This window comes from Pseudomonas sp. XS1P51 (assembly GCF_054897845.1).
Map to the genome: position 1 here is coordinate 2,859,335 of NZ_CM142707.1, position 13,366 is coordinate 2,872,700.

Sequence of the window (13,366 nt, forward strand, 5' to 3'; positions counted from 1 at the left end):
TTTACTTGGGGATTTCCAGCCCGCGCATCACCGCCGGCCGCGCCAGGAAGCGCTCCAGCACCCGCGTGACGTTGGGGAAGTCCTTGATGCCCACCAGGTCGCCCGCTTCATAGAAGCCGATCAGGTTGCGCACCCACGGGAACGTGGCGATGTCGGCGATGGTGTAGCGCTCGCCCATGATCCAGTTGCGCCCTTCCAGACGTCCATCAAGCACCTTGAGCAGGCGTTTGCTTTCATCGACGTAGCGGTCACGGGGACGCTTGTCCTCGTAGTCCTTGCCGCCGAATTTGTTGAAGAAACCGAGCTGGCCGAACATTGGCCCGATGCCCCCCATCTGGAACATCAACCACTGAATCGTCTCGTAACGTGCCGCCGACTCCTGGGCCAGCAATTGCCCGCTCTTGTCGGCGAGGTAAATCAGAATCGCCCCGGATTCGAACAGCGGCAGCGGTTGGTCGCCCGGACCGTGGGGGTCGAGAATCGCCGGGATCTTGTTGTTGGGGTTCAACGACAGGAATTCGGGAGACATCTGGTCATTGGTGTCGAAACCCACACGATGCGGCTCGTAGGGCAGCCCGATCTCTTCAAGCATGATCGAGACCTTGACGCCATTGGGGGTCGGCAACGAGTAGAGCTGAATCCAGTCGGGGTACTGGGCCGGCCACTTTTGGGTGATGGGGAACGCAGACAAATCGGTCATGGGGAGCATCCACGAAAAATTGGGAACGCTGATCATAATGTAGGCGCTGCCGCAGGCTGCGATCTTTTGATCTTGTCTTTCAAAAGCAAGATCAAAAGATCGCAGCCTGCGGCAGCGCCTACAACCGTAACACTCCATCGATAATCTGCCCCTGACCCCTTCAAGGTCACCGCCGCAATCGAATCGAACGAATCGGGCTTCAGGGGACTCTGAACACTGCCCTTTCGGAAACAGACCGGCTCAACGACATGGAAAACACCCGATGCTGGGAGCTCGCGGTGTAAAGGTTTGTCAGCCTTAACCGAATGCGCTGAAGATCACCTATTCAAATGACGAACCTTTTAAAATTCGCCACACGCTTCAAACAACGCGCGTATGTCTTCCTCCCCACGCTGTTGGCCGTGAGTGCCTTGTTTCTGTCGTTGGAGTCCAGCGAAAGTCGCGCCCAACCGGTTGACGGCACCCAGACGCTGGTCTTCCTGCGTCACGCGGAAAAACCCGCCGGCGGCCTGGGCCAGCTCAATTGCCAGGGCCTCAATCGCGCCATCGACCTGGCGACTTTGCTGCCGGAAAAATTCGGTAAGGCCAATTATGTGTTCGCAGCCAACCCCACGCGCAATATCGAGGAAGGCGAGCGGGACAACTCCTACAGCTACATTCGCCCGCTCATGACGATCAGCCCCAGCGCGATCAAGCTCGGCTTACCGGTGAACATCAACTTTTCGGCCAATGACACCAGCGACCTGGCCGATGAACTGCTTCATGACAAGTACCACAACTCAGTCATCTACACCGCCTGGTCCCACGGCTACCTGCCCGAGCTGATCAACAAGGTCGCCGCAGAGGCGGTGGGCAGGAAACAGAACATCACCAATGACTGGGAATCGAGCGACTACGATTCGCTGTATGTGCTCACGCTGACCTGGCACAACGGCAAGGCCAGCCTAGAGAGCCACAGCTACAAGCAAGGGCTGGATAACGGTCAGGAGAGCTGTCCGACGTAAGCTGCCGAATGCAAGCCATGATGTCCTTGGGGATGGGTGTAATCAGTTCGAGGTTTGCAGCGTCTGCAAGGCCCCTTCGCGAGCAGGCTCGCTCCCACACTGGACCTTGGCAGTACACAAAACCTGAATTCACTGAAGATCAAAAGTGGGAGCGAGCCTGCTCGCGATGGGGCCGGCAAAAACACCATCATCCTCGCTGATTCATGCGCTCGCGAAGATACTCAAGAACAGCCCCCCGCTCCCCGGCAAACTCGATCCGCAGTCCCTTCCTCTCCCGCTGAAACGCATACATCGGGTCGTAATACTCGCGAAGCAACCCTTCGATCCAGCCCCGGTGCAAGTCCACTGCGCCGCTGTTCGCCTGCTCCGCCAGTGCTTCTTCCAGCAAAATCAACATCCGCCGATGGCGCTCACCGCCCAGTCGCTTCTGAACATTGTTCAGGCTGGCCAGCAAGCGCTCGGAAAACAGCGCAAAGCCTTCATCGCCATGCACGCCTATGAACTCGGCACACAAGTCCACCACGTAGTCGCGCAGGATCCGTTCGACCCGCCCTTCCAGAGTGTCTTCCAGCCAGACCATCGGAAACTGTTGCATGCCCTGAAACAGCGGCAGCGGTAATGCACAACTGCCGATCATGCGGCTCTCATCTTCCAGCACGAACTGATCGATGCCACGGGCGCGCTTTTTCAGCACGTCCACGGCCAGGCGGTTTTCAAAGTCGATGTTGGACGGTTGGCCAGTGGCACGTTTGCCGAAGCTGGAACCGCGATGATGGGCGTGACCTTCCAGGTCCAGCCCGTTGCTCAGCTGCGTGAGCACCTCGGTCTTGCCGGTGCCGGTCATGCCGCCCAGCAAGACAAAATCGCACTGGCTGACCGCCTGATCGACCGTGTCCAGCAAGAACGTGCGCATGGCCTTGTAGCCGCCACCGACTCGGGGATAGTCGATGCCCGCCTCGTCCTTGAGCCACTGCTGGACGATCTGCGAGCGCAGTCCGCCGCGAAAGCAATACACGTACCCATCGGGATGAGCCCGGGCGAAACCGGCCCAGGCCTGAAGGCGCTCGGCCTTGATCGTGCCGGACACCAGTTGATGCCCCAGCGCAATGGCCGCTTGCTGACCGTGCTGCTTGTAACAGGTACCAATCCGTTGCCGCTCGCTGTCGTTCATCAGCGGCAGGTTGACCACACCGGGGAACGCGCCTTTGAGAAATTCGACCGGCGCGCGGGCATCCATCATCGGCCGGTCATTGAGAAAGATGTCGCGGTAATCGGTGAAGTCGATAGACATCAAGACACCTCAACCGCGTGGGTCTGTCGCTCGACCAACTCACCAATCGGTTCAAGGGTCAGGCCCAGCCCGACGGCCACGTTGAGGAACTGCTCGTTGCCCTCGGGGGTGACTGCAACCAGCAGGCCACCGCTGGTCTGCGGGTCGCAGAGCACCAGCTTGTGCATTTCCTGAAGCCGCCCGAGTTTGCTGGCATAGCTGTCGAAATTGCGCAGCGTCCCGCCCGGCACGCAGCCCTGATCGAGGTAATATTCGACACCCGGCAGACGCGGCACGCGGTCGTACTCGATACGCGCGGTCAGTTGGCTGCCATCGGCCATTTCCACCAGATGCCCCAGCAGACCAAAACCGGTGACATCGGTCATTGCGGTCACGCCATCGAGTTTGCCGAAACGGCTGCCGGGTTTGTTCAGGGTGCACATCCAGTCACGGGCGAGGCCGATGTCGGCATTGCGCAACTTGCCCTTCTTCTCGGCGGTGGTAAGGATGCCGATGCCCAGGGGTTTGGTGAGGTAGAGCAGGCAACCGGCGGTGGCGGTGTCATTGCGCTTCATGTGGCGCTTTTCCACCAGCCCGGTGACGGCCAGGCCAAAGATCGGCTCCGGCGCATCGATGGAATGCCCGCCGGCCAGCGGAATGCCTGCCTCATCGCACACCGAACGCCCGCCGCGAATCACTTCCCGGGCAATCTCCGGCGCCAGCACATTGACCGGCCAGCCGAGGATCGCGATCGCCATCAACGGATCGCCGCCCATGGCGTAGATATCGCTGATGGCATTGGTCGCGGCGATGCGGCCGAAATCGAACGGGTCGTCGACGATCGGCATAAAGAAGTCGGTGGTCGACACCACGCCGCGTTCTTCATCGATGGCGTACACCGCCGCGTCATCGCGCGAGGCATTGCCGACCCAGAGTTTCGGATCAAGGTTCTGCGCCCCGCTGCCGGCCAGAATCACCTCCAGCACCTGGGGGGAAATCTTGCAGCCACAACCTGCGCCGTGGCTGTATTGGGTCAGACGAATCGGCTCGCTCATGGGGTGGCACCTCGTGAAGTCGGTGGGGCCGATTCTAGCAGACGAGCATCCCGGCCTGTGGGAGCGAGCCTGCTCGCGATGAGGTTGGCACATTCACCCTCCATGGTGACGGTCAGATCGCTATCGCGAGCAGGCTCGCTCCCACAAGAGTGGGTGTCAGGGCAACAAAATCACTTTGTCGCCGCGGCCCTGATTCACTTCCGCATACCGCTCCAGCCCTTCGGCCAACGGCGACTCAAGCAACCCTTCCGGCAACGGCAGCAAGCCCTGATCAAAGAATTTGCCGAACTGATCCAGCATCGCCGCACACGCCTGGACGCCGTACAGCAATGAGTTGATCCCCACCACCGAACCGCCCTTGCGATACAGCGCCAGCGCCGGCAATTGCACCAGACCGTCCACCGGCGCGGCGATGATCGCGATGCGGCCAAACGGCGCCAGGGCCGCCACCGACGCCGGCAACCAGAAACCGGTGGTGTCGAAAATCACATCGGCGCCGCCGGCGTACACCGCGCTCACTTGTGCGCCCAAATCCTCAGGCTTATCCAGTTGCAGCGTCTGATACCCCAGAGCCTGCAAATCCTTGACCTGCTCCGGTCGCCGCGCCGCCGCCAGCACCTGAGCGCCGCGCACCTTCGCCAGTGCCAGCGCGGCACTGCCGACCGCCCCGCCGCCAATCACCAACAACCGCGTACCGGCCGTCACCAGGCTGCGCTCCAACGCATCCCACGCCGTGGTGTAAGGCACACCGAGGCTGGCGGCCTGGGCGAAGCTCAGGTGAGTCGGCTTCAGCGCCACGCCATTGGCCGGCAGTTTGACGAACTGCGCGTGGGAGCCATCGGCGAAAAAGCCCAGATCACGGCCGGTGCCCCAGACTGCCTGGCCGATCAATGCCTGCGGGCCTTCAACGACGATACCGGCGAAGTCCCGACCGGGAATTCGCGGCAAGGTGGTGTATGGGAAGCGTCCCAGTACGTTCTTCACATCGCTGGGGTTGAGGCCGGCGGCCTTGATCTCGACCAATACGTCATCGACGCCGGGAACCGGGGTTGGAACCTCAACATACTGCAGGGAAGAGAGGTCGCCGGTTTTGTCGAACTGCAATGCTTTCATGAACGTTTCCATCAAATAGAAAGAGAGGTTTCAGGAGATCCAGCCAGCGACCAGTTGCCGGCCCATGGGCCACAGCTTTTCGCCAGCGAGCATGCCCAGCAGCCCGATCAGGGCGATGGCCGGGGGTGCGGGAGAACGAAAATCCAGTGCGCCGTAGAGCAAGCCGACGCCCAGACCGATGACCAGCGAGATGAGGTAGCTCATGGCAGGCTCCGGGGCTAATTCAGGTAGGCCCGAAGTCTAGAGGGAGGCGGCGGCGGGCATCGGCCAAGTGCTTCTGAATTTCGGCCAAAGCGCTAATGCCGGCCGCGCACGGCAAACTTGTAGCAGCTGGCGGAGCCTGCGTTTGGCTGCGCAGCAGTCGTGAAATCAGGCAGCGAGGTGCTTCAGTAATATCGTGCACGCAGGTTTACGACTGCTGCGCAGCCAAACGCAGCCTTCGGCAGCTGCTACAGGTTTCGTTATGGCTGGGCCTGTCGCTGACTCGCGCAAAACTGCGAAGGTGCGACACCCAGTTCCCGGCGGAACATGTCGCTGAAGCTGCTCGGCGAATAGCCCAGCTCCCGGGCGATTGCGCTGACCGGCACGCCCTGGATCAACTCCGCGACGGCGGTCGCCAATTGCACCTGCCGCCGCCACTCGGCGAAGCCCATGCCCAGACCGTCCTTGAACAGCCGCGCCAGGGTGCGCACGCTGGCACCGGCATTTTCGGCGTGTTGCTCGAAGGGAATGTCCAGCGATGGCGCAGCCATGACCGCCTGACAGAGGTTCATCAGACGCCGGTCGGAATCGTCCGGCAGCGGGATCTTCAACAGCGAGCGCTTGGCCCGTTTGAGCTCCAGCAACGCCAGCCCGACCAGCGCTTCGTAATACTCCGGGGCACCCTCGTCGCCCTGCTCCACCAGCCCGACGATCAGTTCACGCAGCAGCCCGCCGACCTCGATCACCTGAACCGTGTCGTCCAGGGTCGCCGCCAGTGACGGCCGCAGGTAGATGTTGCGCATCTGCAAATCCGACACCACGCGAATCCCATGGGGCACGCCCGGCGGCAGCCACACCGCCCGTTGCGGCGGAACCACCAGCGCCTCATGGGGCGTCTCGACCCACATCACTCCGCTCATCGCGTACAACAACTGGCCCCAGACATGCTCGTGCGGCTCGATATACAACCCGCGCGGGTAGGTGCGCGCCAGCGGTTGCACGGGCACATCGGTATCACTCAGGTCTGGGGGGGCGGCAAGGGCCATGGGCAAGGATCATTGGGGTTTTCCGGTAATGCATGGTAACGAGCCACCGGCCTTGCCGCTACTGGCCGCCGCCGTCCGACAATCCGAATGAATTTTCCGTGCCCCCGACGATCCCTGTATTACCACAGGGAGGAATACGGGCTTTATGAACAACGCAAAACTTTTTGTCATTGAATACACCCTTCATGGCGCGCCCAAGTCTTTCATTATCCGCCTGGACAAAATGGACAACGCGGAGGCCTGGCATTGGGCGAGCTGCGACGCCGGGGTGGGTCGGATCCCGCGCTTTGGCCGGGAGAAGGTGCAGAAGACCAGCAAGCCGATGGCAGAGAAATTCGGGGTCGAAAATGTAACCTGGCGACCGGCGAACTGAATATCAAGGAGGATGCAGAAGTCAGAAACTGAAAGTGGAGCCAGTCAAGGAAATTGTAGGAGCGAACTCGCTCCTACAGTGATGAGCTATTTGGCGTGGGCGCACTTGCAGCCCTTGCTGGCACATTCTTCACCATGTTCGTGATGCTTGGCGCAGGCTTCGCAGCAATAGTGCTTGCCGTGGCGCGCGATCGGATGTTGGCCCAGTTTGCATGAGCATTTGGGGCAGTCGCAGATACTTTCACTGTCGATCATGAGCTGACTCCATTGTTGTGGTCGTCTGGTGCCGCAAATGGGCACCGTATTACCAGTGTAGGAGCTGCCGCAGGCTGCGATCTTTTGATTTTTCGGTTCAAAAGCAAGATCAAAAGATCGCAGCCTGCGGCAGCTCCTACAGGGGTCGGCGTTACGCCTGCCGTGTGTTGCTGCGGTACATGAACAGCAATGCCAATGCCAGCAGCACCATCGCCAGTATCCGGCTGCCCGACAACTCGATCGCCGGATTGCCCAGCCAGCCGAAGTTATCGATCAGCATGCCCATGCCCAGTTGCCCGACGATCACCGCTACCGTCGCCACCGCCGTACCCACCCGCGGCACGGCGCCGACCATGACCATCATGTAAACCACCCCGAACAACGCGCCGCCGAGCTGCCATTTCGGCACGTCCAAAAGGCTCACCGCGTGGGCCGGTTCGAAAAACACAATCAGCAACCCGGTGCTCACCGCCCCCACCACGAACGTCAGCAAACTGCTGCGCAACACCCCGACCGTTTCACCCAGGCGCCCGTTGATCGCCGCTTGCACGCTCAACACCGCACCGGCGGCCACGACCACCGCCAACAAAATAATCAGATTCATCATCAACCCCGAGCAATCAGAACAAGTGCCGCGACAATCAGCAGCAAGGCCAGCCAACGTTCACCGTTGACCTTTTTGCGGGTGGCGCCGAACCAGCCGAAGTGATCGATCAGCACACTCTTGCCAACCTGCCCGGACAGAATCGCGATCATGGTCATGGCAATGCCGATGTGCGGCGTAGCCAGGGTCAGCACCACCACGTACATCGGCCCGAGGAAACCACCGATCAGTTGCCAGCGTGGCAACGCGTTCAAGGCCGGCCCCTGTTGCGGGCCGCTGAACAACAGCAGCAAAAACAGAATCGCCGAGCCCACGCCGAAGATGCTCAAGGTCGCCCACAAGTGCCCGACCTGAACCCCGAGCGGCCCGAGCAGACCGGCCTCCACGGAAAGGCCCATGCCGGCCAGAATCACCAGGGGCAGCAGCAACAGCCGCAGCCCCGGTTTGGTCGCTGGCGTTACAGCAACGTCGATTGAAGAAGAAAGCATAACCAGCACCTCGCGCCCCTCTGTAGGAGCTGTCGAGTGCAACGAGGCTGCGATCTTTTGACTTCAATGATCAATATCGAAAGATCGCAGCCTCGTTGCACTCGACAGCGCCTACAGGGGTTGTGTTGTCAGTGGAATAGGCGCGCATTATCGGCTGGCGATCCTTTGCGATAAATGGGAGCATCCGGACAACACTTTTGCGCAACTCGCACAGCAGGATTCACCATGCACGGCCTCAACGAATTGGGATTCAAGGCACTTCGATTGTTTGTCGCGGTTCTGGACCACGGCAGTTTTTCCGAAGTCGCCCGCCGCGAGGGCCTGGCGCCCTCTTCGATTTCCCGGCAGATCCAGCTGATGGAACAGGCCCTGAACCAGCAATTGCTCTACCGCCACACCCGCGCCGTCACGCCCACCGAGGCCGGGCGGATGCTCGGGCATCACGCACGGTTAGTGCTGGTGCAACTGGAAGAAGCCGAGCAGGCCTTGCAGGAACAGCAAAGCGAGCCCAGCGGACTGGTACGGATCAATGCGCCGGTGGTGTTCGGCCAGCGGCACCTGACACCCTGGCTGGGGCAGTTGTGCGAGCGTTACCCGAAACTGCAACTGGATATCCAGCAGACCGACAGCTACGTCGACCCGCTGCAGGAAGGCGCCGACCTGCTGTTTCGCATCGGTGCGCTGCACGATTCGAGCATGCAGGCGCGGATCCTGGCGCCGCATCGCTTTCAAGTCGCCGCGAGCCCCGCTTATCTGCAGCGTCACGGCACGCCGCAACATCCCGAAGACCTGGCGGCCCATCGGTGCCTGGCCTACAAAGGCGTGACCGGCCAGCAGCGCTGGTTTTTTCGCAAGGATCAGCAGGACTGGACGCCCTGTTCGGTGAAGGGGCCGATCACCGGCAACCACGCCGACACACTGACCCAGGCTGCCGAGCAGGGCCTGGGGCTGGTGATGTTTCCGTCGTGGCTGATTGGCGAAGCGGTGCGCAACGGCACGCTGGTGCCGGTGCTGGGGGCGTATCAGGTATCGAACAGCCTCGAACCGCAGCAGATCGCCGTGCTCTGGCCCGGCAGCCGACGGCTGTCGGTGAAGGTGCGGACCGTGATCGATTTCTTTGTCGAATGTTTTGGCGCGGTGCCGTATTGGGACAGGCCGTAATATCTGCCGGCACCGCAATCCTTGTGGGAGCGAGCCTGCTCGCGATGAGGACCTGACAGTCAACAGAGATGTTGGCTGACAGACCGCCATCGCGAGCAGGCTCGCTCCCACAGGTTCTTCGGGGGTGTCAGATTCGGAACTGCCCCACCAGACTGCCCAGACGCTGACCGAGATCAGCCAGGCTGCGAGAGGTCTGGGCGCCGAGCTGGGTTTCGCCGGCAACGTTGTCCACAGCCACTGCGATCTGATGCACGCTGCGGTTGATCTCTTCCGCCACGGCGGTCTGCTCTTCGGCCGCGCTGGCGATCTGGGCGTTCATCGAGTTGATGGTGCCGATCAACTGAGCCATGGTGTCGAGCGACACACCCGCTTCGTTAGCCTGGGCCGAGGTGCCGTCGCCGGCCTCGCTGGAACGACGCATCGCTTCCACCGCCGATTGTGTGCCGGCCTGCAAGCGATCGATCATGCCCTGGATTTCCTGCGTACTGATTTGCGTGCGGCTGGCCAGCGCCCGGACCTCGTCCGCCACCACCGCAAAACCACGACCGGCCTCACCGGCACGGGCGGCTTCAATTGCTGCGTTGAGCGCCAGCAGGTTGGTCTGATCGGCAATCGAACGGATTACCCCGAGCACGCTGACAATCGACGACACGTCTTTTTGCAGGCTGTCGAGGGACACGCCGCTGCTGCGAATGTCGTCGACCAATGCATGAATCTTCACGATGCTGCCCGCTACCACGCGTTTGGCAGCCTGACCTTCTTCGTCGGTCTGCTGGGCGGCAACCGCCGCGTTTTGCGCGCTCTTCGCCACTTCCTGGGCCGCCGCCGACATTTCGTTGATCGCCGTGGCCACCTGATCGGTTTCGTGACGCTGACGTTCCATGGCCTGATCCGAGCGCTGGGCCTGGTCGGACACCTGATTCACCAGCCCGGTCAGTTGCGAGGTCATTTCAGTGATCTGGCGCACCAGGCCGTGGATCTTGTCGACGAAGCGGTTGAACGAGCCGGCCAGTTCACCCAGTTCATCCTGGCTGGTGATGGTCAGGCGACGGGTCAGGTCACCCTCGCCTGCGGCGATGTCATCGAGGTTGGCTTTCATCAGGTTCAGCGGACGCAGAATGGTGTTGGCCAGCAGCATCCCGGCGGCAGCGATCACCAACAGCACCACAGCGGCGATGCCGACGATGGTCAGCACCACGCCTTCCATACGCTCCTGAACCTTGGCCTGGACCAGCGCGACTTGCGCTTCGATACCGTCGAGGTTCACCGAGGTGCCGACCGCCATGTCCCACTTCGGCAGGTATTCGGTGTAACCAAGCTTGGGCACCAGCACCTGGGTGTTACCGGGCAACGGCGAGCTGTATTGCAGGTAGTGAGTGCCGTCCTTCGCGACTTTCACCAGGTCGCGGTTGACGTAGACGCCATTCGGGTCGCGGTTGTCCTTGAAACTCTGGCCCACGCCGTCGGGGCTGTTGGCCTTGAACAGGCGCACAGTGTTTGAGTCGTAGCCGAAGAAGTAGCCGTCCTTGCCGTAGGTGATGCTCGACAGCAACTTGATCACTTGGGCCCGCGCCGCGTCATCACCAGGGGCGGCCGCGTCGTAGAGCGGCTTGATCGTGGTCATGGCCACGGCAACGTAGCTTTGCAGGGTCGCCTTGGCATCACTGAGCAGGCGCTGGCGCGTTTCTTCGACTTCCTTGCGGGCCTGCTCCTGCAGAATGAACAACGTGGTCAGGCTGATGACCAGCGCAAAGAGCAACACCGGGAGGACGGCAAGGGACAGGACTTTAGCCTTCAGGCTCATGCGCATGACGGTTCACTCTTTTGATTTTGTTGGCGTGGTTAAAGGCTTTAACGGCACGCGGAGCCAAAAGTTGAATGCAGTCATTGTGGATCCCCCCCTGTGGGAGCGAGCCTGCTCGCGATGAGGGCCTGACAGTCAACAGAGATGTTGGCTGACAGCCCGCCATCGCGAGCAGGCTCGCTCCCACAAGGGGGTGATGTGGCTACAAGACCATCGCCGCCACCCAGCCGAACGCCAGCAGCGGGAGGTTGTAGTGCAGGAAGGTCGGGACCACGGTGTCCCAGATGTGGTGATGCTGGCCGTCGATATTCAGACCGGAGGTCGGGCCGAGGGTCGAATCCGAGGCGGGCGAACCGGCATCCCCCAACGCGCCGGCAGTCCCGACAATGCTGACGATCGCCAACGGGCTGAAGCCCAGTTGCACACACAGCGGCACGAAAATCACCGCCAGGATCGGCACCGTGGAAAACGACGAACCGATGCCCATCGTCACCAGCAGGCCCACCAGCAACATCAACAACGCGCCAATGGCTTTGCTGTGGCCGATCCACGAGGCGGAGGTTTCGACCAGCGTCTGCACTTGCCCGGTGGCTTTGATGACTTCACCAAACCCGGACGCGGCAATCATGATGAAGCCGATCATCGCCATCATCTTCATGCCTTCGGTGAACAGGTCGTCGGTGTCACGCCATTTGACGATGCCCGACACCGAGAAAATCAGAAACCCCACCAGCGCGCCGATGATCATCGAGTCCAGCAACAACTGAATGATGAAGGCCGCGGCGATGGCCAGACCGGCCACCATCAGGCTCAGCGGGTTGTACTGCACCGCCACCTGTTCGACTTGCTCGATCTTTTCCAGGTCGTAGACGCGCTTCTTGCGGTAGCTGATAAACGCGACCGCCAGCCCGAACACCATGCCCAATGCCGGGATGCCCATGGCATGGGTGACGTTGATGCCACTGATGTCCACGCCACTGCGGGCAACGTTGGCCAGCAGGATTTCATTGAGGAAGATGTTGCCGAAACCTACCGGCAGGAACATGTACGGCGTGATCAGACCGAAGGTAATGACGCAGGCGATCAACCGGCGATCCAGTTGCAGCTTGGTCAACACATACAACAGTGGCGGCACCAGCAACGGAATAAAGGCGATATGTATCGGCAAGATGTTCTGGGAGGCGATGGCCACCACCCACAGCAATCCGATCAGCAGCCACTTGACCTGACGGCCACCGGTGGCGTGCTGGCGATCGACCATTGCCAGTGCCTTGTCGGCCAGGGCATGGGCCAGGCCGGACTTGGCGATGGCTACCGCGAACGCGCCGAGCAAGGCGTAGGACAACGCCACCGTCGCCCCGCCACCGAGGCCGCTGTTGAAGGCTTTCAGTGTTGCGTCGATGCCCAGGCCACCGGTCAAACCACCGACCAGCGCGCCCACGATCAGCGCGATCACCACATGCACGCGGGACAGGCTGAGTACCAGCATGACGCCGACCGCGGCAATTACTGCATTAATCATCAAAACCTCAAGACAAGCGAAATGAGTCCGGCCGGCAGTCTGCGAAGAGCCGCCAGCGGATAAAGAATGGGTTTTATTAGAGGGCGCGCACTGTGCCGCAGAGTCACCTCCATGTCAAAGCCCCTACGCGATCCCTGTAGGAGCTGCCGAAGGCTGCGATCTTTTGATCTTTTGATCTTTAGGTCCTTGAAGACGCCGAAAATCAAAGGATCGCAGCCTTCGGCAGCTCCTACGGGGAGAAGTGGTCATTCGTCGGGGATCATAAAGAAAGCCGAATCCCGGCCGTTACAGTGCAAAGTCTCAGATATTTATCGAATAAGGACGTCTCCATGTCGCTCAGACAACTTTCCATCCAATGGAAAATCACCCTACTCGCCGGCCTGTGCCTGGCGGGTATCGTGACCCTGCTGGTGGGTCTTTCGCTGTATCGCATGGAACACAGCTCCGAGCTGGTGAAAGCGTCGAGCATGGAGATGCTGACCGAAGCCGCCCAGGCCCGGATCGAATCCCAGGGTGAAAACCAGGCGCTGGTGATTCGCCAGCAGTTCATGGACGCCTATCAATATGGCCACGGCTTCTCCCGCCAGGTGTTGTTCCTGCGCGATCAGGCCGAGAAGCGCTTTCTCGATGCCTTCGACCTGCGCGAAGACCTGACCCGTCAGGTCAAGTCGGCCCTGCAAGCCAACCCGGAACTACTCGGCCTGTCCCTGGTGTTCGAAGCCAATGCGCTGGACGGCAAGGACGAACTGTTCGCCGGCCAGAGCGAAGTCG

14 protein-coding genes and 1 pseudogene are annotated in these 13,366 nt (G+C 61.0%); 3 read left to right on the forward strand and 12 right to left on the reverse strand.

The window, feature by feature from the left end; genetic code table 11:
• Nucleotide 1 precedes the first annotated feature (1 nt).
• Nucleotides 2–700, reverse strand: coding sequence for a glutathione S-transferase family protein (locus ACYZUD_RS13330; protein ID WP_462024415.1), 699 nt, complete (start codon nucleotides 698–700; stop codon nucleotides 2–4).
• A 329-nt stretch (nucleotides 701–1,029) separates the two neighbouring features.
• On the opposite strand from ACYZUD_RS13330, the gene ACYZUD_RS13335 reads away from it, so the two are divergent.
• Entirely contained in the window at nucleotides 1,030–1,704 is a 675-nt protein-coding gene (locus tag ACYZUD_RS13335) for a histidine phosphatase family protein (protein WP_462024416.1), read from the forward strand.
• Between the two features lie 187 nt (nucleotides 1,705–1,891).
• Here the strand turns inward: ACYZUD_RS13335 and mnmH are convergent, their stop codons facing one another.
• The 5 genes from mnmH to ACYZUD_RS13360 all read right to left on the reverse strand — a co-directional run bounded on the left by mnmH (nucleotide 1,892) and on the right by ACYZUD_RS13360 (nucleotide 6,389).
• On the reverse strand, nucleotides 1,892–2,995 hold the full coding sequence (gene mnmH, locus ACYZUD_RS13340) for a tRNA 2-selenouridine(34) synthase MnmH (RefSeq protein ID WP_462024417.1): 1,104 nt from the start codon (nucleotides 2,993–2,995) through the stop codon (nucleotides 1,892–1,894).
• Nucleotides 2,995–4,029, reverse strand: coding sequence for a selenide, water dikinase SelD (selD, locus tag ACYZUD_RS13345; RefSeq protein WP_462024418.1), 1,035 nt, complete (start codon nucleotides 4,027–4,029; stop codon nucleotides 2,995–2,997). Before selD ends, mnmH begins: the two co-directional genes overlap by 1 nt.
• A gap of 156 nt (nucleotides 4,030–4,185) precedes the next feature.
• Nucleotides 4,186–5,142 (reverse strand): quinone oxidoreductase family protein, encoded by a 957-nt coding sequence (locus tag ACYZUD_RS13350; RefSeq protein WP_462024419.1) that lies wholly within the window; start codon nucleotides 5,140–5,142, stop codon nucleotides 4,186–4,188.
• 30 nt (nucleotides 5,143–5,172) lie between these two features.
• On the reverse strand, nucleotides 5,173–5,346 hold the full coding sequence (locus ACYZUD_RS13355) for a DUF1427 family protein (RefSeq protein ID WP_140667893.1): 174 nt from the start codon (nucleotides 5,344–5,346) through the stop codon (nucleotides 5,173–5,175).
• A gap of 257 nt (nucleotides 5,347–5,603) precedes the next feature.
• Entirely contained in the window at nucleotides 5,604–6,389 is a 786-nt protein-coding gene (locus tag ACYZUD_RS13360; RefSeq protein WP_462024420.1) for an AraC family transcriptional regulator, read from the reverse strand.
• A 145-nt stretch (nucleotides 6,390–6,534) separates the two neighbouring features.
• On the opposite strand from ACYZUD_RS13360, the gene ACYZUD_RS13365 reads away from it, so the two are divergent.
• Entirely contained in the window at nucleotides 6,535–6,762 is a 228-nt protein-coding gene (locus tag ACYZUD_RS13365; protein ID WP_059405408.1) for a DUF6555 family protein, read from the forward strand.
• 86 nt (nucleotides 6,763–6,848) lie between these two features.
• On the opposite strand, the gene ACYZUD_RS13370 is transcribed toward ACYZUD_RS13365, so the two are convergent.
• The 3 genes from ACYZUD_RS13370 to ACYZUD_RS13380 all read right to left on the reverse strand — a co-directional run bounded on the left by ACYZUD_RS13370 (nucleotide 6,849) and on the right by ACYZUD_RS13380 (nucleotide 8,108).
• Nucleotides 6,849–7,016 (reverse strand): metallothionein, encoded by a 168-nt coding sequence (locus ACYZUD_RS13370; RefSeq protein ID WP_462024421.1) that lies wholly within the window; start codon nucleotides 7,014–7,016, stop codon nucleotides 6,849–6,851.
• Nucleotides 7,017–7,167: 151 nt separating this feature from the next.
• A complete protein-coding gene (locus ACYZUD_RS13375) occupies nucleotides 7,168–7,620 on the reverse strand; it encodes a DMT family transporter (protein WP_462024422.1) in 453 nt (150 codons plus the stop codon).
• Nucleotides 7,621–7,622: 2 nt separating this feature from the next.
• Entirely contained in the window at nucleotides 7,623–8,108 is a 486-nt protein-coding gene (locus tag ACYZUD_RS13380; protein ID WP_462024423.1) for a DMT family transporter, read from the reverse strand.
• Nucleotides 8,109–8,333: 225 nt separating this feature from the next.
• On the opposite strand from ACYZUD_RS13380, the gene ACYZUD_RS13385 reads away from it, so the two are divergent.
• Nucleotides 8,334–9,269, forward strand: coding sequence for a LysR family transcriptional regulator (locus ACYZUD_RS13385; protein WP_462024424.1), 936 nt, complete (start codon nucleotides 8,334–8,336; stop codon nucleotides 9,267–9,269).
• 127 nt (nucleotides 9,270–9,396) lie between these two features.
• Here the strand turns inward: ACYZUD_RS13385 and ACYZUD_RS13390 are convergent, their stop codons facing one another.
• From ACYZUD_RS13390 to ACYZUD_RS13400, 3 genes and pseudogenes are all read right to left on the reverse strand, one after another.
• Nucleotides 9,397–10,218 (reverse strand): methyl-accepting chemotaxis protein, encoded by an 822-nt coding sequence (locus ACYZUD_RS13390; protein ID WP_462025034.1) that lies wholly within the window; start codon nucleotides 10,216–10,218, stop codon nucleotides 9,397–9,399.
• Between the two features lie 84 nt (nucleotides 10,219–10,302).
• Nucleotides 10,303–11,079, reverse strand: a pseudogene (locus ACYZUD_RS13395) (cache domain-containing protein); the annotation flags it as partial.
• Nucleotides 11,080–11,275: 196 nt separating this feature from the next.
• Nucleotides 11,276–12,592, reverse strand: a complete 1,317-nt coding sequence (locus ACYZUD_RS13400) for a Na+/H+ antiporter family protein (RefSeq protein ID WP_462025035.1) — start codon at nucleotides 12,590–12,592, stop codon at nucleotides 11,276–11,278.
• Nucleotides 12,593–13,366 lie beyond the last annotated feature (774 nt).

What these genes read in the sequence shown, in the direction of transcription:
- ACYZUD_RS13330 (WP_462024415.1), bottom strand. Translation starts at nt 700, where the DNA reads ATGACCGATTTGTCTGCGTTCCCCATCACCCAAAAGTGGCCGGCCCAG.
- ACYZUD_RS13335 (WP_462024416.1), top strand. Translation starts at nt 1,030, where the DNA reads ATGACGAACCTTTTAAAATTCGCCACACGCTTCAAACAACGCGCGTAT.
- mnmH (WP_462024417.1), bottom strand. Translation starts at nt 2,995, where the DNA reads ATGTCTATCGACTTCACCGATTACCGCGACATCTTTCTCAATGACCGG.
- selD (WP_462024418.1), bottom strand. Translation starts at nt 4,029, where the DNA reads ATGAGCGAGCCGATTCGTCTGACCCAATACAGCCACGGCGCAGGTTGT.
- ACYZUD_RS13350 (WP_462024419.1), bottom strand. Translation starts at nt 5,142, where the DNA reads ATGAAAGCATTGCAGTTCGACAAAACCGGCGACCTCTCTTCCCTGCAG.
- ACYZUD_RS13355 (WP_140667893.1), bottom strand. Translation starts at nt 5,346, where the DNA reads ATGAGCTACCTCATCTCGCTGGTCATCGGTCTGGGCGTCGGCTTGCTC.
- ACYZUD_RS13360 (WP_462024420.1), bottom strand. Translation starts at nt 6,389, where the DNA reads ATGGCCCTTGCCGCCCCCCCAGACCTGAGTGATACCGATGTGCCCGTG.
- ACYZUD_RS13365 (WP_059405408.1), top strand. Translation starts at nt 6,535, where the DNA reads ATGAACAACGCAAAACTTTTTGTCATTGAATACACCCTTCATGGCGCG.
- ACYZUD_RS13370 (WP_462024421.1), bottom strand. Translation starts at nt 7,016, where the DNA reads ATGATCGACAGTGAAAGTATCTGCGACTGCCCCAAATGCTCATGCAAA.
- ACYZUD_RS13375 (WP_462024422.1), bottom strand. Translation starts at nt 7,620, where the DNA reads ATGAATCTGATTATTTTGTTGGCGGTGGTCGTGGCCGCCGGTGCGGTG.
- ACYZUD_RS13380 (WP_462024423.1), bottom strand. Translation starts at nt 8,108, where the DNA reads ATGCTTTCTTCTTCAATCGACGTTGCTGTAACGCCAGCGACCAAACCG.
- ACYZUD_RS13385 (WP_462024424.1), top strand. Translation starts at nt 8,334, where the DNA reads ATGCACGGCCTCAACGAATTGGGATTCAAGGCACTTCGATTGTTTGTC.
- ACYZUD_RS13390 (WP_462025034.1), bottom strand. Translation starts at nt 10,218, where the DNA reads ATGACCTCGCAACTGACCGGGCTGGTGAATCAGGTGTCCGACCAGGCC.